Here is a 24,096-nt window from a genome sequence, read left to right as displayed (position 1 = left end):
AGGCGGAGTTCTTTTTGTTTAAATATACACGCTATCGGCAATATTGACTATATTCAGACCCTTATTCAACACATATGTTACGTCATTATTTTGTAAGTTCTATCGTTTTAACAACGCTGTTTTCCATGGCATCCTTGTTTTCTTCCTGTGGCGGCGGACAAGGAAACGGGCAATCCGGAAATGAAAAAGCGGATACTACGAAATCCACAGCAAATAAAACCGACGATAAGGCGGTAAAGAAGATTCTTTTTTTTGGAACGAGTCTGACTGCAGGGCTTGGTCTGGACGTGAATGAAGCATTCCCGGCAGTCATTCAGCATAAAATTGACTCCCTGAAATTGCCTTATAAGGTAGTCAATGCAGGATTAAGCGGAGAAACTTCAGCGGCAGGAAAAACAAGGATCGACTGGTTGTTAAAACAACCTTTTGACATTATCGTATTAGAGCTTGGTGCAAATGATGGATTAAGAGGACTTCCACTTGCCGACACGAAAAAGAACCTTCAGCAAATTACAGATAAGGTAAAAAAGAAATACCCTCAGGTCAGGTTTGTACTTGCAGGAATGCAGATTCCACCGAGTATGGGTGCTGAATACGCTGAAGAATTTAAATCTATTTTCCCGGCATTGGCAAAGAAAAACAATATGGTACTGGTCCCTTTCCTCTTACAGGGCGTTGGCGGTGTGCCTAAACTCAACCAGAAAGACGGGATTCATCCAACTGTTGAAGGACAGAAAATTCTTGCAGAAAATGTATGGGGCCAGTTAAAAGGGCTTTTATAAGGAAATTCCAATAAAGAACTATGAATACGGAGAACGAAAAGAATAAAGACTGGCGGGCGAAGCTCCATGAGATCATTTATGAGTCCAATACATTTGCGGGAAAAGCATTTGATGTGGGTTTACTTATTGCAATTTTTGCCAGTATTCTGATCGTGATGCTGGATAGTATCGATAGCTACCACCGGCAATTCGGTTCGTTTTTCTCTATAGCCGAATGGACATTTACGGTCCTGTTTACCATAGAATATATCCTTCGGCTGGTGATCATCAGGCATCCGCTCAATTATGTAAAGAGCCCCCTTGGCATCATCGACCTGCTCGCCTTGATTCCCTCTTATCTGAGTGTCATCTTTGTAGGTGCCCAGTCTTTACTCGCCCTGCGTGCTTTAAGACTGATGCGGATTTTCAGGATATTTAAGTTAGGGCGGTTCCTGTCGGAAATGAAGTTTTTAACGGTAGCCATTAGTGGCAGCTTGCGCAAGATCAGCATATTTATGCTTACCGTTCTTACACTTGTAGTGATTCTGGGTTCTGTTATGTATCTGGTGGAAAACAGGGAAAATGGCTTTTCCAGTATACCGGAAAGCATTTACTGGGCTATTGTTACGATTACCACGGTTGGATATGGAGACATCTCCCCTGTCACGCCAATGGGAAAGTTTGTCGCCTCATTTATGATGCTGATCGGCTATGCCATCATCGCGGTCCCCACAGGGATTATCACCACAGAAATGGCCGCCGCAGCAAGAAATAAAGGATTCCACCATCAGGTATGTCCTGGATGCGGCCGTGAAGGCCATGATCAGGATGCTAAATTCTGTAAATACTGCGCAACAAAGCTTTAATGGTTAAATTCCTGAGTTTTAAAACTGAATCCCGCTAAACCATTTTGCATAAATGGCATCATAAATTCCGTTTTCCTTCAGCATTTTCAGGCCTGTATTGAATTGTTTTCTCAACTCCAGATCCCCTTTTTTCATCGCAATGGCATAATGAGAATCGGTATTTGGCAGGAACATGCCTATTTTTAGTTTGCTGTTGTTCTGAAGGAAGCCTCCTGCAATGGGTGAGTCATCAACGAGCATATCAATCTTTCCTGCCTGAAGTTTTCTGTACAGTTCTTTATTCGTATCTGCATGGAACATGTTGTTGTCAGGGAATTTGGTATGGACATGTCTTTCCGCTTCTGTTGCGGTTCTAACCCCGATTGTCTTATTTTTAAAGTCTTTCAGCTCGTCCAGCGCGCCTTCAGCGGGTACTACAGCACAAAGTCTGAAGTGTAAATAAGGTTCTGTAAACTCCAGAATATGCTTGCGGGAGGAGGTCACCGTTACTGCCGAACAAATCAGGTCTAATTCTCCTTTAAAAAGTTTCTCCAGGATTGTTTTCCACAAAGAAACTTCATAATGTATCTCAAAATCAAGGTGTTTAGCAATTTCACTTAATAAATCTACCTCAAATCCTTCGAATTTTTCGGAATTATAGTCCGAATGCATGGGAAATGGTGCGGCAGAATCTAAACCGACTTTCAATACTCTCTTTGGGGCCATAATTATTCCGGGATTAAGTGATTTGGCGCGGCTAATTTACGACAGTAAAAGCAATTTGTCTCTATTTTGAATGTAAAGAAGACATTTCTTACAGGAATTTAAGCAAAAACTTTACATGTTGAACAAAATAAATAAAATTATAGGTTTAAAATGAAAGGTTATTTCTAATTCTGTAACTTTGATTAAAGAAATAAACGAGAAAATATGTCGATATCATCAGAAGCCGAATTACTAGGTATCAGTAAAATAAGTGAAATTGTAGCCCTTGCTTTAAAGGAAATGAGGGAATATGCTCAACCAGGAATGTCTGCTTTGGAGCTGGATAATTTTGGTGGTGCCCTACTTCAGTCTAAAGGAGCAAAATCAGCACCAAGGTTAACTTATGGTTTTCCGGGATGGACTTGTATCAGTGTGAACAATGAAATTGCACATGGTATCCCTACTGAAAATAAGATCTTTAAAGAAGGCGACCTGATCAATATAGATGTATCTGCAGAGCTGGATGGCTTCTGGTCTGACAACGGAGGATCCTTCGTATTGGGACAGGATTTTAATAACCATGCCCCTCTGGTAGAAGCATCGAAAAGAATTTTAACAAAAGCACTTCAACATATTAAAGGAGGTGTAAAAATCTCTGAAATTGGAAGGATTATAGAAACTGAAGCTAAAAAAGCAGGTTATATGGTGATTAAAAACCTTGCCGGGCATGGTGTAGGCAGAAGTTTACATGAAGAACCGCATCAGATCCTGAATTATTACGACCGCTTTAATCAGGAAAGATTCAAGAAAAACTCGGTAGTGGCCATTGAGACTTTCATTGCTACTCAATCTAGTCTTGCCGTGGAGCAGGCTGATGGCTGGACATTTTTAGGAAATAAAGGTGGTTTTGTGGCTCAGCATGAGCATACGATTATGGTGACAGGTGGTGCTCCGGTAATCCTGACTGCGATGAACGAGATCATTTCCTAATCAGACGTGATTTAACGAAAAAAGAGATCTGGAGAACACCAGATCTCTTTTTTTATGCCGTATTTTCTATAAAAACCTGGTGATGATTCAAGTCCTAAAGCCCCTTTAATCAGGAACACAATAATGCGATTGGAATTACATCCATTTTTTAGCTCGTTTTTTTGTTGTTGGCATTTTCAACATGACGCAATCGCTCCGAGAGCGCTTTTATCATATCCCGTTGTTCTTTTAAGAGCTGTTGGGTCTCCGTATTTCTTTTATGCTCTTCGATAAAAAGCAAAGTCATTTCCTCAATTTTCTTTAACAGCCTGGCATTCATATCTCCTAACTCAATTCCATTAGCTTTTACGTCTGCCGCTGAGGGAATTCCAGGCAAATGACCATTTTCTTTGATGTAATGTTCTGTTTCCTTTAATGTAGGGAGCTGATAGGAACCTTCAAACACGTAATCAGGCCAAACTGTATTTTCGACTTTTACCTCTCTTGCTTTAATGTTTCCGTCTACTGCCAGTTTTGCCGAGGGATTCAATGTCCCAATTCCGACATTCCCTCCTGTTGTGAGTGTCATTACATCATTCCAATAACCAGCAGTAAAGGTTAGATTATGGGCGCTTTCAGTTCCGATTTTACCGTTATAACCATCGTGACTAAATACGCCGACTTTAACTCCACCAGTAGTGGTTACCAAAAATTTAGCGTGATCATTTGCATTTAACTGTAGTACCCTGCGCCAGGTCTGGGCATTGTCAATTGTGGTTGTTCCGATTCCAATACTTCCTGTCGACGGTTGTTCATAAATCTGAGCCTTAACCGATGGAAATGCTGAGGCCAATAAGATCAGCATAAATGCGTTTACTTTTTTCATAAAAATAGTTCTAATAAAAACATAGCTAATAAAGGTAGAAAAAATAACATAAAAACACTGTTTTATCCTTTAAGGATAAACTCGTGGATCTACTGTAACCTGATTCTCAATCTTGTGGTCTTAACACCTAGGTTAACCTAAACTGATTAATTTATGATATTACTCCACAAACTTAAACTGCAATCTTCATTCGCTTGCTATCCGCTATGCGTCATTCTATTTATAGTTTCAGCTGCGCTTACAAACCCTCAAAACAACACCAATAAGCAGGTTAAAAGCGATTATTACAGAGATAAATCATCCAAAAATTTAAGCGATTCCCTGGAGGTGTTATTGAGTCAGATCAGGTCCTCATTCGGAGGGAAGGAACTCAATTTAACCTTAGGTGTAGTAAAGGATGGCCATGTTTTTCTGAAAAAGAATTACGGTTATGCCAATCCTGAAACTAAGACGAGATTTTCCGACCGAACCCAAATTTATATTGCCTCAACGTCCAAGTCCCTGACCGGAACACTGGCGGCCATATTAGACCGCAAAGGCATCATCAGGCTGGATGGAACAATTGCGGACTACCTGCCTGGTTTTACTTTTGACGATCAAAAGATCCATCCTGATAAAATCACCATACGCTCTCTGATCACCCATACCCATGGCATCAAAAATAATGATGCAGTGGTATGGACAGCTTTTATTGGAATCAAAAGTACCGAACAACTGATGGCCATGCTAAAAACGCGGAGTACCGCCTTACCAGACGATCGCTTTAATTATTCCAATCTCGGCCCTGTCATCTATTCAATGATCGTCGAAAAGCAATTGGGCAAGCCATGGCAAGAGGTGATGGATGATTATCTTTTCCAGCCTTTAGGGATGAAAAAGACCACGGCCTATGTTTCAAAAGCAGCCCCTAAATACATCAGTTACGTAATAGACGAGTCGGAAGGCAAGCTGAGCACTGTATTTGACAAAGCAGATAACTCCATGTCGGCCGCTGGTGGGCATCTGACTACCGTAGCTGATCTGCTAAAATACCTGCAGTTCTTCATTAGTGAAGGAAATTCGGTTCCTGGGGTATTGAGTAAAGAAGAAATTGCTATGGCCACATCTGCAATTGTTCCCCAAAAAAATCGCTATCAATCTTATGAAAGATTTGGCTATGGTCTGGGATGGGAACAATCTGTCTTTAACGGGGAACAACTCGTATCGCGTTTAGGCGGTTACAGCGGCATTTCTTCGCATTTATCGTTCATGAAAGATCAAAAGATCGGCGTGGTGGTCTTAAGCAACAAGAAAGGAATGGAAGCTTTGGCTCACTTGGTAGCAAACTATATCTACAATTCGATTTTAAACAAAGACAACAAGCGCAGCATTGCTAAAGAAAACCTCCTGTCACTACAGAAAAACTTCGAATCAGATACATTGGAAACAAAGGAGATAACGGAGGCCATTAACAAAAAAATACCAATGGATAAAAAACTCTCCGGCCGATATGACGGTGCTGAAAAATCTGGTACAATGGAAATCAACAATGCCGGAAAAGTTTCCTGGGGAAACCTGAAAGGGCAATTACACCTGCTAACCGATAGCACCGGCTTGATTAATTTCAGGACAATGTTGCGTTCTTTCTCTGTCAAAAAGGAAAATAATGTGATTGTAGGGGTATATTCTAACGACCGTTATTTCAAGCTCTTACGATAGTCTATTTAGCCAGGAGCCTAACCAGCGTATTAATCTGTCGTCACGCCAATGATTACCCCAAAATTTCCATCCGTTTGTTTCCAGTTTTTCTCAGGTAAATAGGTTCTGGAAACAAGTCCGTCGAGATACAAAGCATTTTTACAACCCAGGTTTTTAAAATATTCAGCAAAATCATACAAATTAACTTCCTTCTTTGACATTGCAAAAATGACTTTATTATCTGGCAAAATCCCCACGCCGTTTCTGATGTTCAGATTTGTTGAACTTTTTTTAAATGCGGAGTGAATTTGTCCGTCGATGATCAACATTGGACCTGATTGACTGGCGTACTTCAGTTTTCCATTGTTGATGAATTTTGAGGTCGTGCAGATACCAGGCAAATTGTCGACCCTGATGTAAAAAACGCCATTTGGTTTTAAATAGAAATTCCCCGCTCCGCTTGTTGTGTCTAAAGCGGTTACTAATTTTCGATTTTCAATAAAAAGGCCTTGTGCTGAATTGTCCTTTTTATACATTCCTGCATTCATTGCAAACACTAATTTCTTATGCTTTTTGTCAAGCCAGCTTTTTAGATTCTGTATGCTTTTAAAGATTTCCTGCTGGTCGTCTTTCCAATACAGTTTGAGGTCTTGCTTTTTGGTGTCCACAATATAGCTTACAAACTGCTCGTCTGCGCGTTTAGGTTTTTGGGCGAATACAAACACCCCTGCTAATACAAGAACAACTAATATGGCTGAAATCGAAGTTTTGCTCCTGTTCATGAATCTTTCAAATTTTTCGGGCAACACAAATATAGGATTAAGTACTTCGCTACCTGTTTAAGCATAAGAGAAAAGAAGGAGGGACAAGACATTTGAAGTCCAGCCCTCCTTTTTTAGGTCGGTGGGTATTTTACGGCCGGTTGGTAACTATCGGTATAGTGGTAAGTGGCGTATTGCTTTGCACCACTAAATAAGTCGACAGCGCATAATAAGCACCGGGCACGGCATCATTATCTCTCCACTTACTCGTCATATCAGATGGGTTCCATTGATCTTCCTGCAAAACATAATTAAAGTTAAAAGTCTGACCCGCCTTTGGTGTTGCCAGCACATCTGTCCTTACCGGGACTTCCATTCCCGGACACCATCCTGCCCTGTTGCCCGTCCAGTTGCCCCCTTGATTTTTTACTACTTTAGGATTCGTTCCACAGCCCAGACTTGCCATATCATGCCAGAAAGCTGGGGTATCATCTATATTTAGCTGATGTTTCCTAAAAGCCCATTCCGCAAAGCCACGTCCTCCCTGAGCCAATGGCTGAGCGTGACCCCAACCTGAAATTATACTCCTAAAAGATGTTTTTTCTGCATTTGATGGCATTTGAATAGAAAAGCCCATTTGCTTTCCGTTGTATGAATTTGCAGTAACGATACCTTTGCCGAAAGTGATACCGGATGTTGACCAGGCATTGTATTCAATAACCGGCACTACAGCCGAGTATTTGTATTGCGGTGTGCCTGTGAAGTATTCAAAATCAACAGAGCACTGCCAGGTTCCGCTATAAACCTCTGCTCTTGTCTCCAATGTAACCTCTCCAATTAACAGCGAACGAAAATCGGTAACATCGATCACCCAGCCACCAGGTATAGAAGTATTGGGCCTGCCATAGGGCGTAATCCAACGTCCCAATTCGTAACCGTAGGTCTTCGTGTCATCACCGTTACTTTTCATCAGCTTCAGGTTGGCAAACACATCCCATGGCGGACATCCTCCGGTAGGACAAGTAAGATAAACATGCATGAGTATCTTTGTTACGTCGTCTGAACCAGCTGGAAAAGTAAATTTCTTTGAAACTACCGCAGCATTTGCAATTGGTTCTTTGTTAAAGGTATTGATGGTAAAATTAGTCGCCAGCGCATTACCTGATGCATTTGACATTTCCATTTTTGCCTTGCCAGCTTCCAATTCTCTGGCATTTTTTTTACAGGCGTAGAAGCCTGTTGATCCTGACAATAGCAGAAAGGATAAAATTAAATTAATTCTTTTCATAGGGATGAAGGGTTTGTTAATATCTAAGTATCATAAAGTTATATTTATTTACCAACAAAACCAATCTATTTCCGTACCGGAAAAAAGCAAGAAAAGACAAGTATCCCTATTTCTGAATTTTAAAAGTTGTCAGCAGTGCGGCATGATCTGAAGGATATTTTACCGGATGCTGATCGATGGTAGCCGAAGCGATGGCTTTGATTTTTGAACCTTTATAATAGATATAATCAATCCTGTCTTTAAATGCATCCACAGACATCGGGCTCCAGGTAATTCCTCTTACTTTTAGCGGATCAGGGTGTATTTCCCGGAACGAATCTTTGAATCCGTTTTTCATTAACAGCAATCCGGAAGGAAAAGGAACTACTAAACCGCCATTCAGATGTTTGGTTGATTCGATCCAGTCCAGGTGAGAGCCAGAATTAAAATCACCGCAAAAGATCACCGGAGTAGTCGCAGACTGATCCACATAAGGCTGGATGATTTGCAGGATATTGCGTAAATCAGCAGTATTCCCCTGGTCCATTTGTTTGGTTAAAGTATCGGCATTCAGTTTAACGTTCTTCTCCAGATCTCCCCAATAGTCTGTCGGAAAATTAAGCCAATTGGCAAAAAATGCTATTTTTTGATCTTTAGACAACCTGATCTTCGCTCCGCCATTATAAAATGATTTATAACCTGCCAAGGTTTCTTCAATTGGATAACGACTCATGATGGAGATGTTGGTACTTCTCAAATAGAAATAATAGCCCAATCGATCTGCAATTCTGGCACCTGAACCATAAGTTTCCTGCATAGAGATCAGGTCTGCTCCGGAGTTTTTGATCACTTCTACAATGCGCTCCACTCCCACCTCTTTTCCAGTCTCATTTCCTCCGTGAAAGATATTGAAGTTCATCACTTTGAGCACATTCTTTTCATTCGTTAACGCTTTTGTATTTAAAACAGGAAAATGGGCATGGTATTCATTTTGAATAAAATCAGAACTCAGCACTTCCGTAAATAAAGTGACCTGATCTAATGCGCCATTGAAGGCATGCCATTGGTCCCGGTATTCTGCGCTGGAAGAATTTGTAGGATCTGCGATTCTTCCTCCAATCAGGAGCTCCTTTGCATTTAAGGAATCTAAGCCAGGGCTGTAATAGATCGCTGTATTTACACCATCATAATATAAGCGGACCTCTTCCTTTTCTTTTGAATAGCTAAAAGCAAGCAAATGCCATTTATTGTCTTTAACAGTTTGTCGCTCCACAGTAGGGTTATATTCATACCTGCTTTTTCCCATCGCTTCCCACTGCCATGCGCCATTTGCCTGAACACCCAATCTCCAGCCCTTTAATTTTTTATCGGTTAATCTTGTGGAGGAAAGCACATCATAATCACTGGCCAGATGAGGCGAAGCTTTTACCCATAGCATGACAGAAAAATCTCCGTCTTTTTCATTCAGCGGATTTTTTACCGTTAAAATTTTACGGATCGCTGCATTAGCAGAAAGGTCCAGAGCAGATCCGGCTATTCCTTTTGTCGTGCTGTATTGGGCAGCCGGCTCGAAAGATTGAAAGTATACTGGATTTTGAGCGAAAACACTTGCGCTCATCATCACAAGCGCAGTCATCAGTTTTATTTTAAAAGTCATTTGCCAGGGTAAATTATTTATTTTCAGCTGAACAAACATAGGATATTTTTTACTTTTACAATATGAAAATAAGGTGCCCGCATTGCCAGGAAACATTTAAAGCAGGCCAACAACAAGAGCATGTTACTCAATCCATCACCGGATTATTAAGGATAGGTAGTTTTGCAAATTTAATCACTTCAACACTTGGAAATCCAAAATCTTCCACAACTTTTCCCAGAATCAGGTAGCATCCGGCCCCTCTGAAAGGATAGACCGGCGTATGATTTGAGAAATGTGTTGTATCAAAAAAATTTCCATCAGCATCCAGAAAAGTACCGAACCACATTTTTTTATTGTTCCTGGCATGTACCGTCTTTTCACAGACATATAAACCTACCATTTTGACCGTTTGCCCGAGATGTTTAATGAGATCATTGACACGGACATCTCCCCTATATTCAGTTTTAAGCAAGTCAAACATAGATAGGCTGAGTGGAAAGCCCAGCAATTCCAGTTCATGATAAGCATCCTCCTGTGCAGTATTTACCAGATCCGGCAAGGTGTAATGTTTCGCTTCTACATGGAACAGTTCGGCATGGTTGTTTGGTTTCAGTTTATTGCCAAGCAACGTATGGACCTCCCATAGCAGCGTTTTTTTACTTTTCCCTGTAAAGCGCAATGCTCCGCAACGAATTAAAAGTATCGCTTGTTCCAGGCCAATTTCTGTTCGTTTCACAAAATCTTCCAGATGTAGATAATCGCCATTGTGTTTGCGTTCTTCCGGGATCAGTTCTATTAATCTACCTTCCAGACCCTGTATGCCAACGAAGCCCAGATAAACATCAATACCCGCAATAGAAACTACAGAACTGCTGTTATTTACGCAAGGCAAATGAACATTTGCCCCTGATTTTTTAAGCTCATGTACATAAAGCCAGCGGCTATAAAAACCGCCGTAATTGTTCAGCACCCCGACCATAAATTCTATTGGAAAATAGGTTTTCAGATAAAGGCTCTGGTAACTTTCGACCGCAAAACTTGCGGAATGTGCTTTGGAAAAGCTGTACCCCGCAAAACTGGATACCTGGCGCCAAACTTCATTTGTTACCGCTTCCGGCCTGCCCAGTGCTTTAGCCCCTTCATGAAACTTCTCCACGAGCTTGTCAAACTCAACCCTTGAGCGGTACTTTCCGCTCATTCCCCTCCTTAAAATGTCGGCGTCGGCACCATCCATACCTCCATAATGAATACAGATCTTGATCACATCCTCCTGATACACCATCACTCCAAAAGTTTCCTTCAGCTGCGCTTCCATTACAGGATGCAGGTATTGTACCTGATCCGGGTGATGAAAACTGTAAATATAGGTTTTCATCATTCCCGATTGTGCCACTCCCGGACGAATAATCGAACTGGCAGCAACAAGCGTCAGGTAATTGTCGCAGCTGAGTTTGGTTAACAGCTGGCGCATCGCAGGAGACTCGATGTAAAAACAACCGATCGTATTCCCGCTTTTTAATCTGTTGTTTAAATGAGGATCTTTCATGAACTGCTGTACCTGGTGGATGTCGAGGTTTTTTTGCTGATTTTGTGCTACCAGTTTCACCGCCTCTTTGATATGCCCGATGCCCCGCTGAGAAAGGATATCATATTTATCATATCCGATTGCTTCGGCCTCATACATATCCCACTGTACGGTCGGCATGCCTTTGGGGGGAAGGTCCAAAGCGGTGTAATACGTGATCGGTTCTTCTGAAATCAATACCCCACCTGCATGGATACTCCGTTGGTTGGGCATGTTTCCCATCATGGAATGTATCGCCATGATTTTTTTAAAGGTCACATTGTCCCGGTTAGCGGCCGCAGAAGCGGGATCAGTAAAACCATCAATTTCTGTTTTAGGCAGCCCCATGACTTTGCCGATCTCACGGATAACCGAACGGTCTTTGAAGGTAGACATTGTACCTAATAAAGCAGTATGTTCCCTACCATAGCGTTTGAAAATATAATCCTGTACATCTTCCCGTTCGTCCCAGCTATAGTCAATGTCAAAATCCGGCGCTGAAGAGCGTTCCACATTCAGGAACCGTTCAAAATACAAATCCAATGTGATCGGGTCTACATCGGTAATGCGCAGGCAATAAGCGACAATACTATTGGCACCAGATCCCCTTCCTACATGATAATACCCCCGGCGCATAGAATACTGAATGATATCGTTGGTAATCAAAAAGTAGGCGCAAAAGTCCAGCTCAACAATAACCTTCAGCTCCTGCCTGATCCGTTTCAATGCTACCCTGTTCTTATTTCCATAGCGGTAAAACATCCCTTCTGTCGCCAGTTTTTCAAGAAGTGCGTTGTCGTCCTTTTTATTTCCGGTAAAGGTTTTGCGATTCAGTTTCAGCTGCCCCTCCGGATAATCCATCGTACAGCTATCCATGACCCTGCGGGTATTGTCGAGGATAAACGCGTATTTTGAAAATTTTGACTCCAGATCTCCGGGGTTCAGGAAGACATCTGTTTCCTTGCATTTGTCTTCCTGCTCCACCATAGTCAGCAAGGTATTCAGGTCGATTCCTCTAAGGTATTCATGTAACCTGTATTCAATCCGATTTGCCACAAATACTGGCTGCAGGGCCAGCATTTTGTCCTGAAAGGCTGTTAAATCCTTGTTATACAACTGATACAGTTCATCGAAACGAAGCCCTATATATTCATTGCTTTTCAACTCCCGATTTTGTCCATAGGGATAAACAACGTACACGTTTTTAAATTCCCCGGGTTGATCCGGCAGTTCCTTTTGATTCAGGTTATGGTCAGTCAAAAAATCATTGAGTTCTTTCATCCCCTCTTTATTCCTGGCAATGCCGATATAAAGCAGTTTTTTATCTCTTCGGAATTCTATTCCGCCAATAGGTTTGATCTTCTTTTTACGGCATTCCCGCATAAATTCCATCACCCCTGTTGAATTATTGATATCGGTGATCACCATCTGGGTAATACCCCGGGCCAGGGCCTCGTCGACCAATGTCCGGATAGACATCGTGCCATAGCGCAGGCTGTACTGGGAGTGGACGTTCAGGTACATGAGGTTATAATTTGAGGTCCATTACTGCAGCTCTGGTTACTGCATCCTGCCCGAAACGCCTGCGGATCTTATCGAGTGCCTGAACCAGGCTGTATTGTTCCTGTGATTCACTATACAGGTCGATCTGCTCAAAACCAGTCACAAGATTCGATAAACGGACACCTACAAGTCTTAAAAACATCCTTCGGTTATACATTTTTTTAAACAGGTCTTTTACGGTGGCGATCAAAACGGAGTCCAATGAAGTATAAGCAATGGCTGCCTGCTTTGTTTCCGTCTCAAAATTGGCATATCGGATCGTCACCGTAACACAAGCGCAAAGTTTTCGTTTTTCTCTAAGTTGATAAGCCACATCCATCACCTGGGCAACGAGCAAATTGTTAATCATATCAATATCAATGGAGTCTGCATGAAAGGTACTTTGGGTGCCAATAGATTTCTGTTCTGTATAAGGAATAACGGCACTATTGTCGATCCCTTTCGCCTTTTGAAGCAGGGATAATCCCGATTTACCCAGGAGAAAATTCATCTGTTCAGGATGAATCTGTGATAAAGTAACGATCTTTTTGATCCCCATATCACTAAGTTTGACAAACGTTTTCTCGCCGAGCCCGGGGATTTTCCGGATAGACAATGGATTCAGGAAAGGCAGCACTTCGTTCTGTTCCACATTTCTTTCGCCACTGGGCTTACACTCGTTGGTTACCATCTTAGCTACCGTCTTATTTACAGAAAGGCCAAAAGAAATGGGGAGTCCTATTTCTTTTATGATGGTTTCACGTAACTCATGTGCATATTTCATACAGTTATGAAAACGATCCATGCCCGTCATATCGATATAATGCTCATCAATACTTGCCTTTTCAAAAAGGGGTACCTTTTCCTGAATAAGCGCAGTAATTTCATGAGATGCTTTAGAATAGTCCTCCATATTGCCCTTAATGAATATCGCATGAGGACAGAGCAATTTGGCCATACGCGAAGGCATTGCGGAATGTATTCCGAATTTTCGGGCTTCATAGCTGCATGATGCGACCACTCCCCTGTCGGACGTTCCTCCGATAATTACAGGTTTCCCTTTTAATGAAACATCTTTTCTGACCTCAACCGAAACAAAAAAGGCATCCTGATCCATATGGATGATTTGCTTGCCGCTGTCCATGATTTGAAATTTAGGTACGCGCAAAGTTATGCTAATATTTTTAGCATTTCGTACATAATCTCCAATTATTTTGGTAATTCAACTATATAAAAGGAATTTGTTGCCTGGCAAAAACCCCTCATTACAATTTGTAAAGAGGGGTTTGTATCGCTCAATCGGGTGCCCCCGGTTCAGGTCTGATCCGAAAAGGAATCCGGCTAATATACTGCCAGTTCATTTGCGCTCAATTCTTTAGCCGCCGCCACCATGGCAATCAAAGCACTTTTGGTCTCCGGCCAATGGCGGGTTTTTAAGCCACAATCCGGATTTACCCAAAGTTGATCAGCTGGAATGACCGCTTTTGCCTTTTCTAAAAGCCGTACCATTTCTTCTTTGGAAGGTACTCTTGGAGAATGGATATCGTAAACCCCTGGTCCTATTTCATTCGGGTATTTGAAGTCTGCAAAAGCATCTAATAACTCCATTTGTGAACGGGAACATTCAATCGTAATCACATCTGCATCCATATCGGCAATATTCTGAATGATGTCGTTGAATTCGGAATAGCACATGTGTGTATGAATTTGCGTTTCATCTTTTACACCACTCGCAGAGATTTTAAATGCGTTAACCGCCCATTGTAAGTAATTTTGCCAGTCTGCCTTCCTTAATGGCAAACCTTCGCGAATGGCAGGTTCGTCAATCTGAATTATTTTGATTCCCGCATTTTCCAGATCTGTTACTTCATCACGAATCGCCAATGCGATTTGGTTACAGGTTACCGAACGGGGCTGGTCATTGCGGACAAAAGACCATTGTAAAATAGTCACAGGGCCTGTCAACATTCCTTTGACCAGGCTGTTGGTTAGCGACTGTGCATATGCGGTCCAGTAGACCGTCATTGCTGCAGGGCGATGGACATCTCCATAAATAACCGGTGGTTTAACACAGCGGCTGCCATAGCTTTGCACCCAACCATTTTTGGTAAAGCTGAACCCGTTCAGTTGTTCGCCAAAATATTCCACCATGTCGTTGCGTTCAAACTCTCCGTGAACCAATACATCAATACCAATTTCTTCCTGCCAGCGTATCGTTTCTTCTGTTTCTTTTTTTAACAGGCTGTCGTATTCAGCAGGACTAATCTCGCCTTTCTTAAATCGGGCTCTCCAGCTTCTCACTTCGGCAGTCTGTGGAAATGAGCCGATGGTTGTCGTTGGAAAAAGCGGCAGTTGCAAAATGTCCTGTTGTGCTTTTTTACGAATAGAAAAAGGATTTTCCCGTTGAGCGTCTTTAGTGGTAATGGAACTTACACGCTGTTTGATCTGCCCGTTGTGAATCAATTTGGAAGTGCTGCGGTTAGCGATCGCCTTTTTGTTGTACTCCAGTTTCGCCAATGCATTCTGATCCGGGCTTTCTGCCGACAAGGCCTTTAACACCACCACTTCATCAATCTTTTGTTTCGCAAAAGCCAGCCATTCTTTAATCTCAGGAGTTAAGGTTTGATCATTGGTTTCCAGATCCAGATCACATGGTGAATGTAATAATGAACAGGACGGTGCCAGGAGAATCCGGTCGCTTCCCAGTTTATCTATCGCTTTTTTGACGATTGCCAATGACTGTTCAAAATCATTTTTCCAGATATTTCTGCCATCTACGATACCGAGCGATAAGATCAATTGCTCAGGAATTGCATCCAGCACCTCATCCAATTGCTCCGGACAACGTACCAGGTCGATGTGCAATGCGTTAACCGGCAATGAAAGGGCTAAAGCCAGGTTGTCTTTCAGGCCTTCAAAATAGGTAGCTACCAAAATTTTCAGATAAGGAAATTGCTTTCTGATCTCTGCGTAAACATATTTATAGGCTTCTCTTGTTTTATCATTAATGTCTAAAGCCAGGAATGGTTCGTCAAACTGTACCCATTCTGCTCCATAAGCTTTTAGCTCGTTTAAAATCTGGATGTAAACCGGTAGTAACCGCTTCACTAAATCCAGTTTATCAAAGCCTTCTTCTTTTTCCTTTCCGAGCAACAAATAAGAAACTGGTCCGATGATCACAGGTTTGCTTTTGATGCCTAATTGTTTCGCGGCCGCAAACTCATTGACGATTTTGTTAGAGAATAATTTAAACTCCTGGTCTTTGTAAAATTCAGGAACGATGTAATGGTAATTGGTATCCAGCCATTTGGTCATTTCCATTGCGGTAATGTCCAGTCCGTCTTTCTGATAGCCTCTTGCCATAGCGAAATATAAATCCATTTCGTTGTTGGATTTTAAGGCGACCTGATTGTAACGTTTCGGGATGGCTCCTACGGTTAAGGACATGTCCAGAATCTGGTCATAGTACGAAAAATCGTTGGAAGGGATCAGGTCTATTCCTGCTTCCTGTTGCAATTTCCAGTTTTGCTCGTAGATACTTTTCCCCTTACTTAACAATTCCGCTAATGAAATGTTACCTGACCAATATTGCTCGCAGGCTTTTTTGAGTTCTCTGTTGCTACCAATTCGTGGATAGCCAAGGTTGTGCGTTTGCATCTTTCTTCAACTTTTTAAATGGTTAATAATCATTGTAAAAAGCTCCCGGGTTGTATTCTTAACACTGGAAGCTTTATTTATTACAAGTCAGTTTTTAATTCTTCGCAAATGTATATATGCAGATTATAAAACTTTATGGTCAGCAATAAATAAGCATAAATAACTTTTTAAATAATAAAACCAAGCATATTATGCTTTTAACTTGCTATTTTTACCCGCACTAAAGGAAATTATTCTATGGAAGAATTGGATGAAACAGATTTGTTGCTCCTGAAGATATTAGGCAGCAATTCAAACTACACGATAAAAGAGTTAGCGGTTAAAGTAAACCTGTCACCCTCACCTGTTTTCGAACGGGTAAAAAGACTGGAAAGTACCGGATATATTAAAAAATACATTGCGATACTTGATGCTGAAAAGTTTAATCAGGGATTTATTGTCTTTTGCAATATTAAGCTCAAACAGCACGATAGAAAAATAGGCCATCAGTTTGTAGAAGACATTTTAAAAATTGATGAAGTGGTAGAGTGTTATAATATTTCGGGAGATTTTGATTTTATATTAAAGGTCCATGCAAGAGATATGAAACATTACCAGGATTTTGTTTTTAATAAATTAGGTTCGGTAAAAAGCATAGGCAGTACCCACAGCACTTTTGCAATGGCAGAGATTAAGAACTCGTATAACGTTAGCTTTTAAAGATTAATAATTTTTCTATGTTATATTTCTGGAATAATTATTAAATTGTAACATCATCACGATCATCCCTAAAATTCAAATTATGAAAAATCTATTTAAAAGCATTGCGCTCATCGCAGTATTCGCTATTTTAATTACTTCATGCTCAAAGAAGAATGACCAACCTGCAGATCAGGAAGTTAAAACAGAACAAAAAGACAAAGTTCTTGCCTACATCAAAAATCTGGGATTCACAGACGCACAAATCGTCGACAAAGGCGATAGATATGTCGTTGATGGAGATATGGTGGTCGATAAAAACATGGAAATTCCGGCTGATAACGGAATGCCAAAAACAGAGCAGTATTACAATGGATATCTGGTAACCAACAGCAATAATATCCTTGTTAAAGTTGATGCATCTATCACCAGTATGGCGGCTGAAATTAACGCAGCAATCGCACAATGGAATGCTGTGCCAAACTCTAAAATTAAATTTGTCCTGACCACCGGCAGTACTTATGATATTTTGATCAAAGTAGACAATACCATCGGAGCTTCCGTATGTGGACAGGCTTATTTATCTACCAGCAACGGTAAAGCAGGTAGCGTAGTGTGGATCAATCAAGCCTTGATCCAGGGCAATTCTTTTGCACAACGTACAAGAACAATTACACACGAATTCGGACATACCATCTCTTTCAAACACACCAACCAATCGACCACTATCAATGTACCGGGAGTTGGAGGAACTGATGCGTTGTCATTAATGAATGGCGGACAATGTGGAAGCGGCGCAACCGTTTTATCAGCGAAAGATAAACTGGCAACCGCAGCATTATATCCTTTATAATCTAAAAAAAAATAAACTAATTATTCCATCGTGGTGATCAGAAGAGCTGTCTTAAAAAGACGGCTCTTCTTAGATATGGTAAAATGATTAGCTATGGGATTCATAAATCTGCCGGTCCAGTTCGGGACCATTAACCAGGTATGGAAGTATGGACTCCAACAGTTCTATGTATATGCTGATCCCTTCGTTTATTTCATCGAGATAAATATATTCATCAGCAGTATGTGATCTGACAGAGTCACCAGGCCCCATTTTTACCGACGGCATATCCAGCCATCCCCGATCAGAGCTGGTTGGAGAAAGGTAAGTTTTCCGCCCAATAGCAATACCCGTTTTTACCAGGGGATGCAAGAGATCTATTGATGAAGGAGTAAGCACATTCGGACGAAGGGTGGTATCACAAAAAGTATGGTTCATAATCGTATTGATGATTTCTTTTTCAGTGTAGCTATGGTCAAATCTGATGTCAACCGTAAAACTGCATTCACCGGGAACAATATTGTGTTGTATCCCTGCATTAATTTGCGTTACAGACATCTTCACCGGATTTGGAAGATCTGATTCAATAGGAAAAACAAAACTTGAAAACCATTGGATATCCCTGATGGCTTTATAAATTGCGTTATCTCCTTCTTCCCTTGCTGCATGTCCCGGACGACCAGTCGATACGCAATCCAACACCATTGAGCCTCTTTCGGCAATAGCCATCTGCATATTTGTAGGCTCCCCTACAATAGCAAATGAAACAGGCATCAAATCATCAAGAATACATTTTATTCCCTTCTGACCTGAATTTTCTTCCTCCGCCGTTGCTGCCAGGCATAGATTATAAGGCAAGTCCGTTCTTTCATAAAAATAAAGGAAAGCGGCAATAAGCGCAACCAACGATCCACCGGCATCATTACTGCCTAAACCATAAAGACGCCCTTCTTTTCTAACCGGATGAAATGGGTCTTTTGTATATTGATCATTGGGCCTTACGGTATCGTGATGGGAATTGAGCAATATAATCGGTTTTGATGGATCAAAATATTTATTGTAACACCATATATTATTGTATTTACGAATGGTAAACACCTGGTGCTCCGCTAAAAATGATTCAATTTTGTCTGCTGCTGCTTTTTCGTCGCCACTTAAAGAAGGGATTCTAATTAAATTCTCCAACAACTCAATGGCCTTGTCATATAACTTGTTCATACTTTTAATATTAGGATTTTAAAGTCTATATCTATGCTGCGTATCCGGTTGTGCAGGAACATCATAGTTCAGGTTTACTTCAGGATCAAACAGCATGGCTGTATATAAGCAATTACATTTTTTCTTCGGCTCCAAAACATTGTAGTTTGGGCAATTTTTACAGCCCTCCAGGAATTGCTCATTACAGCTGATTTCCAATCTGATATCATCCATGGTAGCAATACGCACAAATATCATTTCATCGTTCATTTTTTTTAGGTTGATTGACCTTCAGGTTCAAAATAAGTGCCTTGATCAGCGTACAGACTAAAAACGATGACGATGCTATTAAAATCGTTGATATTTTTTTTTAACAGAATAAATGCAAAAAAAATACCTTTTCAAAATGACAAGGTTTATGTCAAATCGAATGGAAGAACTGATCGGTCTTCCCCCATTTTCAGACCTGTAAAACAAGACTTCATTTTCAGGGAACGCATTTTTTGATTGGTACTTTATGCCCGTTATTCAAGCAAACAACTCAGCGTCATTTTAATAAAAACCTTGCCATTTTGGTAGGATTTTTTTTTACAAATCTGCAGACACATATTTTAATCAGCTGACAAATAGATACTTAACCTAAGGCAAGCAAAAATGGAATACGATTGGCATACTGCTTTTCAAAGCACATGAGCAGATCACTAAATCAATAAAATATTTTAAATAAAAATTGTCAAAAACTTAAATTATAAAAAGATGGAACGATTTCGAACAATGCAAGAAAAAAGAAGAATGGTCCAACGATGTCGACAGATAAGACCATTCCATTACCTCATCGTTTTTTACCTCCTTATCATTCTGGTTGGGATCTCCATCAGAATACTCAACTTTCACCCCACCATCGTCGCGCTCGCTTTAATACTCCTCTTCTTTGGGTCATTGTGTTTCTTTCTCCTCTTTAAAGCCAAAAAATTTTATAGGAAAATTCATAACTATGAGAATTCGGCATCTCAGAATGACAAGGGATTTAACATGCACCTCCTGAAGAAATGAAAGAAAATATGCTCCCTGCGATTAAAGTAACAGCAGTTGCGATTTTTCTCTTCTCTATTTTATATCCTCTTCTGCTACTAGGAATTGCTTACTTCGGACCGAACAATGGTAAAGGAAAAATCATTGAATACAAAGGACGAAAATACTATAAAAGTATAGGTCAGTCATTTACCGGGAATAAGTATTTCTGGTCCCGCCCCTCTGCTGTAAATTATAATGCAAATGGCTCAGGAGGCAGCAATAAAGGTCCTTCCAATAAGGTATACCTGGCAGAAATACAGGCAAGAATAGATTCCTTTTTGGTTCACAATCCGGGGATTGATAAATCTGCAATTCCGGTTGATCTTGTTACCGCAAGCGGAAGCGGCCTGGATCCGCATATTTCAGTACAAGCGGCTAATGTTCAGGTAAAACGGATTGCCAGAATCCGCAGATTTAAGGAATCTGTCCTAAATAAACTGATAGAAAAACATACCGAAAAACCGCTATGGGGTCTGTTTGGACCTAAAAAAATCAATGTTCTTGAACTAAATATCGCATTGGATAACTTATAGATAATGATGATTGACGCAGTTGGCTCGCTCCTATTATTCTTCATAGTAGTGATACTTTCCTGGCCATTAGGCAAGTACATGAGCAAAGTATATAAAGATGATCTCTCCGGTGATGGATTGCTCACAAAAGCAGAACGGAAAATTTTCCGCCTGATGAAGGTTAACCCTTCCTCAACGATGAACATCAGGCAATACCTCCTGGCCTTCGCCACGGTGAATATGATCTGGCTGTTATATGGCTTTGGAATATTGCTTGTCCAGGGACAATCTCTATTAAATCCTGCGGGTAATCCATCCATGGAATGGACCCTGGCCTTACATTCGGTTATAAGTTTTATCACCAGCACCAATCAACAGCATTATTCGGGAGAAACGGGGGCAACTTATCTATCCCAGATCTCGGTTTTTACGCTGTTACAATTTGTAAGTGCCGCTGCCAGTCTTTCTGTCGGCGTGGCGGTCATTCGTTGCCTTAAGAGAACAGGTCAGCAATTGGGGAATTTCTACGTAGATTTTATCCGTTCCTGCACCAGGATCCTCTTTCCTTTGGCCATTTTAGCCGCGACATTTTTCATTTTCCGGGGCATGCCAATGACCTTCAATAGCCCCGAAACAGTTGTTTCCCTCCAGGGAGATACCTCAGTAGTCGCCACAGGTCCGGTTGCCGCCATGATCCCTATTAAAGAACTGGGCTCTAATGGCGGTGGATATTTTGGTACGAACAATGCGCACCCTTTTGAAAACCCCGATTCCATCAGCTTTGTAATCCACTATATCATCGTGCTGCTGTTGCCGATGGCATTTATCTTTTTTATCGGCTATTTCCTGGAAAACCGAAAATTTGCCAACATGATTCTTGGTGTGATGACGCTTGGACTGGTGTTGATCACTATTCCTATTGTCTGGCAGGAAACGAATGGCAATCCCCTCGTTTCCAAAATGGGGATTGATACCAGCTCCGGCAATATGGAAGGAAAAGAAATCCGGTTTGGCAGCTACTATACCAGTTTTTATAGCGGCGAAAATGCGGTTGTTCCGGCGGGTACGATCACCTCAATGCTGGATAGTTATATGCCTTTATCAGGTATTCCTATGCTGATCGGCATGCAGGTGGATGGCTTTTTTGGCGGGCTTGGTACCGGTCTGATCAATATTTTCTATTATTTGATTGTGGCTGCATTTCTAGGTTGTCAGATGATTGGCCGTACTCCCGTTTTACTCGGTAGAAAAATAGGTCTCCCGGAAATGCAACTGGCTACAGGGGTTGCCGTATTACAACTACTCGTTCCCCTGGCGCTTACGGCAATAGCTTGTTTTGTGATCAATGAAACCCCTGGTGGTAATGCCACCTTAGGCTGGCTGGGAAATTCCGGAGCGCATGGATTTACGACGATGTTTTATGAATATGTATCTGCAACGGCTGGAAATGGCAGTGGTTTTGAAGCCCTGGGCGACAATACCGCCTTTTGGAACCTCAGTACCTCCATTGCCATGTTCAGCGGAAGGTTTGTGCCTATTGCAGGCGTATTGATCATTGCCTTTTTACTCAGTAAAAAGAAATCCGCAGAAACTTCAGATGGGGTATTAAAAACCGAAACGGCTACTTTTGGCCTGTTCCTCTTCATGGTCATTATCTTACTCAACGCTTTAAGTACATTGCCTGTATTTGCATTAGGCCCTTTACAGGAGTATTTTCAAATGAGCCATTAATTTACAATCCTGATGACTAAGATTTATTAAATGTCGATCCTTAAAAAATTTGTTGGACAAACGGCCATTTATGGTATAAGCACTGTTTTGTCAAGATTACTAAATTTCATTTTAACGCCCATCTATACCAAAACCTATCCAGCAGTTACCTATGGCGTTTTTACTACTTTATATTCCTATTCTGCAATGATTAATGCCGTTTTGGCCTTCGGAATGGAGAGTACATTTTTCCGGTATCTGAATAAGCACGAGGATAAGAAACAGGTGGTTTATAACAATTCCTTTCTATGTGTGGCTTTTATTGCCTGCTTGTTTCTGATCACCGGAAGTATTTTTAAAGAACCTATTGCAGTTTACCTTTCTAACGGATCAGACAGGCTTGCAGACTACAGGAGCTTTGTACAATACTTTTTATGGATCCTGTTTATTGATGCCATCTGTGTGATCCCCTTTGCAAAACTCAGAGCAGATAACAAAGCCTTCAGGTATAGCCTGATCAAATTTCTGAATATCGGTTGTTTTGTAGTGATGAACCTCGTCTTTATTTTCCTGCTCCCCATAGCGATAAAACAGCACTGGCCAATGGCAGGATGGCTGGAAACCTGGTACAGGCATCAATGGATAGGTTATGTGTTCGTGGCAAACCTGATTGCCAGTATGCTAACCTTGCTGCTCCTGCTACCGGAGGTCTTAAAATTGCAGTTAAAATTTGACAGCTCCCTGTTTGGTAAAATGATCTCCTACTCCTGGCCAATCCTGATCGCAAACTTGTCTTTTATTATAAATGAAAATTTGGGAAGAGTCGCTTTAAGCGAATTACTTGATAAATCTATTGCGGATAAAGCGGTGGGGATATTGGGTGCCGTTTCTAAAATTGCCGTATTTATGAGCATTTTTATCACCGCATTCCGGCTCGGCGCTGAACCTTTCTTCTTTAGCCATGCCCGTAATGCGAATGCCCGACAGAATTATGCGACTATTTTGTATTATTTTGTAATCGCACTTACCATACTGTTTGTTGCACTGGTGGCCAATATCGAAATGCTGAAATATTTCATCATTGGTAACAAAACAAATATCGCGGAATACTGGGAAGGACTTCAGGCAGTGCCATTCTTATTATTTGGTTATGTATGCCTTGGGGTATATATGAACTTATCGGTCTGGTACCGGCTCTCCGATCTGACAAAATTCGGGCTTTACATTTCAGGAATAGGTGCCATACTTACGATTATTCTAAATTTCCTGTTGATTCCCAGATATAGTTACATGGGTTCGGTATGGGTTTCCATGACCGTATATTTTACGATGATGGTACTCTCTTATGTTTTGGGTCAGAAACACTATCCAATACCTTATAAATTAAAACGAATATTAGCCTATCTAATCAGCTCTGTTGTCCTTGTCGTTCTTTCTTTCTGGGTATTTCAAAGAAACATCTACATTGGCAATGGCATGTTAATTGTTTTCCTCGCCGGAATCATTTATTTCGAGAAAGAGCCATTAAAGACGCTATTAAAATCTAATTAATCTACCTTGGCATCTAGATAATGATACAAGCCCCTACCGTACCACAAAGGCTTCCCTTCTTTCAGCCATAACCAGATCAGATATCCCCTCCAATTTCACATAAGCCGGCTAGTATAAAAATTGACAAAGATTTAATGATTCCCATATTGTAAATTATACCTCAAAAACAGACTTATAATTCAAATCCCTGCAGAAACCACCATTCGTTGTTGGTTACAACCAAAAGTAGCGTAATTACAACTATAAGTCGGGCTGTTTTTTTGATTCTG

Annotated in this window: 19 protein-coding genes; 9 read left to right on the top strand and 10 right to left on the bottom strand. The window is 41.0% G+C overall.

Features of this window, described 5'->3' with window-relative positions:
• The first annotated feature begins 74 nt into the window (after positions 1-74).
• Positions 75-782, top strand: a complete 708-nt coding sequence (locus BLQ87_RS21705) for an arylesterase (protein ID WP_074610997.1) — start codon at positions 75-77, stop codon at positions 780-782.
• 20 nt (positions 783-802) lie between these two features.
• Positions 803-1,627, top strand: a complete 825-nt coding sequence (locus BLQ87_RS21700; RefSeq protein ID WP_074610995.1) for an ion transporter — start codon at positions 803-805, stop codon at positions 1,625-1,627.
• 18 nt (positions 1,628-1,645) lie between these two features.
• On the opposite strand, the gene BLQ87_RS21695 is transcribed toward BLQ87_RS21700, so the two are convergent.
• Positions 1,646-2,332: a substrate-binding periplasmic protein gene (locus BLQ87_RS21695; RefSeq protein WP_074610993.1), complete on the bottom strand. Its 687-nt coding sequence runs from the start codon at positions 2,330-2,332 to the stop codon at positions 1,646-1,648.
• 204 nt (positions 2,333-2,536) lie between these two features.
• Between BLQ87_RS21695 and map the strand changes: the two genes are divergently transcribed.
• On the top strand, positions 2,537-3,301 hold the full coding sequence (map, locus tag BLQ87_RS21690; protein ID WP_074610991.1) for a type I methionyl aminopeptidase: 765 nt from the start codon (positions 2,537-2,539) through the stop codon (positions 3,299-3,301).
• 148 nt (positions 3,302-3,449) lie between these two features.
• On the opposite strand, the gene BLQ87_RS21685 is transcribed toward map, so the two are convergent.
• A complete protein-coding gene (locus BLQ87_RS21685; RefSeq protein ID WP_074610989.1) occupies positions 3,450-4,166 on the bottom strand; it encodes a hypothetical protein in 717 nt (238 codons plus the stop codon).
• 153 nt (positions 4,167-4,319) lie between these two features.
• Between BLQ87_RS21685 and BLQ87_RS21680 the strand changes: the two genes are divergently transcribed.
• Positions 4,320-5,864, top strand: a complete 1,545-nt coding sequence (locus BLQ87_RS21680) for a serine hydrolase domain-containing protein (RefSeq protein WP_074610987.1) — start codon at positions 4,320-4,322, stop codon at positions 5,862-5,864.
• Positions 5,865-5,893: 29 nt separating this feature from the next.
• On the opposite strand, the gene BLQ87_RS21675 is transcribed toward BLQ87_RS21680, so the two are convergent.
• The 6 genes from BLQ87_RS21675 to metE all read right to left on the bottom strand — a co-directional run bounded on the left by BLQ87_RS21675 (position 5,894) and on the right by metE (position 16,273).
• The gene (locus BLQ87_RS21675; RefSeq protein ID WP_074610984.1) at positions 5,894-6,625 is read right to left on the bottom strand and encodes a phosphodiester glycosidase family protein; all 732 of its coding nucleotides are present in this window, start codon (positions 6,623-6,625) and stop codon (positions 5,894-5,896) included.
• Positions 6,626-6,755: 130 nt separating this feature from the next.
• Positions 6,756-7,892: a peptide-N-glycosidase F-related protein gene (locus BLQ87_RS21670; protein WP_074610982.1), complete on the bottom strand. Its 1,137-nt coding sequence runs from the start codon at positions 7,890-7,892 to the stop codon at positions 6,756-6,758.
• Between the two features lie 106 nt (positions 7,893-7,998).
• Positions 7,999-9,528, bottom strand: a complete 1,530-nt coding sequence (locus tag BLQ87_RS21665; protein WP_074611233.1) for an endonuclease/exonuclease/phosphatase family protein — start codon at positions 9,526-9,528, stop codon at positions 7,999-8,001.
• A 127-nt stretch (positions 9,529-9,655) separates the two neighbouring features.
• The gene (gene dnaE, locus BLQ87_RS21660) at positions 9,656-12,598 is read right to left on the bottom strand and encodes a DNA polymerase III subunit alpha (protein WP_074610980.1); all 2,943 of its coding nucleotides are present in this window, start codon (positions 12,596-12,598) and stop codon (positions 9,656-9,658) included.
• 4 nt (positions 12,599-12,602) lie between these two features.
• The gene (dinB, locus tag BLQ87_RS21655) at positions 12,603-13,760 is read right to left on the bottom strand and encodes a DNA polymerase IV (protein WP_074610977.1); all 1,158 of its coding nucleotides are present in this window, start codon (positions 13,758-13,760) and stop codon (positions 12,603-12,605) included.
• A gap of 197 nt (positions 13,761-13,957) precedes the next feature.
• Positions 13,958-16,273, bottom strand: a complete 2,316-nt coding sequence (metE, locus tag BLQ87_RS21650) for a 5-methyltetrahydropteroyltriglutamate--homocysteine S-methyltransferase (RefSeq protein ID WP_074610975.1) — start codon at positions 16,271-16,273, stop codon at positions 13,958-13,960.
• Between the two features lie 237 nt (positions 16,274-16,510).
• On the opposite strand from metE, the gene BLQ87_RS21645 reads away from it, so the two are divergent.
• Positions 16,511-16,972, top strand: coding sequence for an Lrp/AsnC family transcriptional regulator (locus BLQ87_RS21645; RefSeq protein WP_074610972.1), 462 nt, complete (start codon positions 16,511-16,513; stop codon positions 16,970-16,972).
• Between the two features lie 82 nt (positions 16,973-17,054).
• Positions 17,055-17,804 carry a M57 family metalloprotease gene (locus BLQ87_RS21640; RefSeq protein ID WP_074610970.1) on the top strand — a complete coding sequence of 250 codons (750 nt, stop codon included), beginning with the start codon at positions 17,055-17,057 and terminating at the stop codon, positions 17,802-17,804.
• An 87-nt stretch (positions 17,805-17,891) separates the two neighbouring features.
• On the opposite strand, the gene BLQ87_RS21635 is transcribed toward BLQ87_RS21640, so the two are convergent.
• A complete protein-coding gene (locus BLQ87_RS21635; RefSeq protein WP_074610968.1) occupies positions 17,892-19,001 on the bottom strand; it encodes a M20 family metallo-hydrolase in 1,110 nt (369 codons plus the stop codon).
• 18 nt (positions 19,002-19,019) lie between these two features.
• A complete protein-coding gene (locus BLQ87_RS21630; protein WP_074610966.1) occupies positions 19,020-19,250 on the bottom strand; it encodes a hypothetical protein in 231 nt (76 codons plus the stop codon).
• 779 nt (positions 19,251-20,029) lie between these two features.
• Between BLQ87_RS21630 and BLQ87_RS21620 the strand changes: the two genes are divergently transcribed.
• Genes BLQ87_RS21620 through BLQ87_RS21610 form a run of 3 tightly spaced genes read left to right on the top strand, consistent with a single transcriptional unit; the run spans position 20,030 to position 23,827 of the window.
• The gene (locus BLQ87_RS21620; RefSeq protein ID WP_074610961.1) at positions 20,030-20,587 is read left to right on the top strand and encodes a K(+)-transporting ATPase subunit C; all 558 of its coding nucleotides are present in this window, start codon (positions 20,030-20,032) and stop codon (positions 20,585-20,587) included.
• A gap of 3 nt (positions 20,588-20,590) precedes the next feature.
• The gene (gene kdpA, locus BLQ87_RS21615) at positions 20,591-22,297 is read left to right on the top strand and encodes a potassium-transporting ATPase subunit KdpA (protein ID WP_074610959.1); all 1,707 of its coding nucleotides are present in this window, start codon (positions 20,591-20,593) and stop codon (positions 22,295-22,297) included.
• 30 nt (positions 22,298-22,327) lie between these two features.
• Entirely contained in the window at positions 22,328-23,827 is a 1,500-nt protein-coding gene (locus BLQ87_RS21610; RefSeq protein WP_083361991.1) for an oligosaccharide flippase family protein, read from the top strand.
• Positions 23,828-24,096: the final 269 nt, after the last annotated feature.

Origin of the sequence: Pedobacter steynii, assembly GCF_900103665.1 — a bacterium.
Classification (GTDB): domain Bacteria; phylum Bacteroidota; class Bacteroidia; order Sphingobacteriales; family Sphingobacteriaceae; genus Pedobacter; species Pedobacter steynii.
This window is presented reverse-complemented; position numbering and strand designations above follow the sequence as displayed.

Bases quoted from the DNA above. Each gene is read 5' to 3' on its own strand.
- BLQ87_RS21610 (WP_083361991.1), top strand. From the start codon at position 22,328: ATGTCGATCCTTAAAAAATTTGTTGGACAAACGGCCATTTATGGTATA.
- dinB (WP_074610977.1), bottom strand. From the start codon at position 13,760: ATGGACAGCGGCAAGCAAATCATCCATATGGATCAGGATGCCTTTTTT.
- BLQ87_RS21685 (WP_074610989.1), bottom strand. From the start codon at position 4,166: ATGAAAAAAGTAAACGCATTTATGCTGATCTTATTGGCCTCAGCATTT.
- map (WP_074610991.1), top strand. From the start codon at position 2,537: ATGTCGATATCATCAGAAGCCGAATTACTAGGTATCAGTAAAATAAGT.
- dnaE (WP_074610980.1), bottom strand. From the start codon at position 12,598: ATGTACCTGAACGTCCACTCCCAGTACAGCCTGCGCTATGGCACGATG.
- BLQ87_RS21680 (WP_074610987.1), top strand. From the start codon at position 4,320: ATGATATTACTCCACAAACTTAAACTGCAATCTTCATTCGCTTGCTAT.
- BLQ87_RS21670 (WP_074610982.1), bottom strand. From the start codon at position 7,892: ATGAAAAGAATTAATTTAATTTTATCCTTTCTGCTATTGTCAGGATCA.
- BLQ87_RS21645 (WP_074610972.1), top strand. From the start codon at position 16,511: ATGGAAGAATTGGATGAAACAGATTTGTTGCTCCTGAAGATATTAGGC.
- BLQ87_RS21635 (WP_074610968.1), bottom strand. From the start codon at position 19,001: ATGAACAAGTTATATGACAAGGCCATTGAGTTGTTGGAGAATTTAATT.
- BLQ87_RS21675 (WP_074610984.1), bottom strand. From the start codon at position 6,625: ATGAACAGGAGCAAAACTTCGATTTCAGCCATATTAGTTGTTCTTGTA.
- metE (WP_074610975.1), bottom strand. From the start codon at position 16,273: ATGCAAACGCACAACCTTGGCTATCCACGAATTGGTAGCAACAGAGAA.
- BLQ87_RS21630 (WP_074610966.1), bottom strand. From the start codon at position 19,250: ATGAACGATGAAATGATATTTGTGCGTATTGCTACCATGGATGATATC.
- BLQ87_RS21695 (WP_074610993.1), bottom strand. From the start codon at position 2,332: ATGGCCCCAAAGAGAGTATTGAAAGTCGGTTTAGATTCTGCCGCACCA.
- BLQ87_RS21620 (WP_074610961.1), top strand. From the start codon at position 20,030: ATGAAAGAAAATATGCTCCCTGCGATTAAAGTAACAGCAGTTGCGATT.
- BLQ87_RS21665 (WP_074611233.1), bottom strand. From the start codon at position 9,528: ATGACTTTTAAAATAAAACTGATGACTGCGCTTGTGATGATGAGCGCA.
- BLQ87_RS21640 (WP_074610970.1), top strand. From the start codon at position 17,055: ATGAAAAATCTATTTAAAAGCATTGCGCTCATCGCAGTATTCGCTATT.
- kdpA (WP_074610959.1), top strand. From the start codon at position 20,591: ATGATGATTGACGCAGTTGGCTCGCTCCTATTATTCTTCATAGTAGTG.
- BLQ87_RS21700 (WP_074610995.1), top strand. From the start codon at position 803: ATGAATACGGAGAACGAAAAGAATAAAGACTGGCGGGCGAAGCTCCAT.
- BLQ87_RS21705 (WP_074610997.1), top strand. From the start codon at position 75: ATGTTACGTCATTATTTTGTAAGTTCTATCGTTTTAACAACGCTGTTT.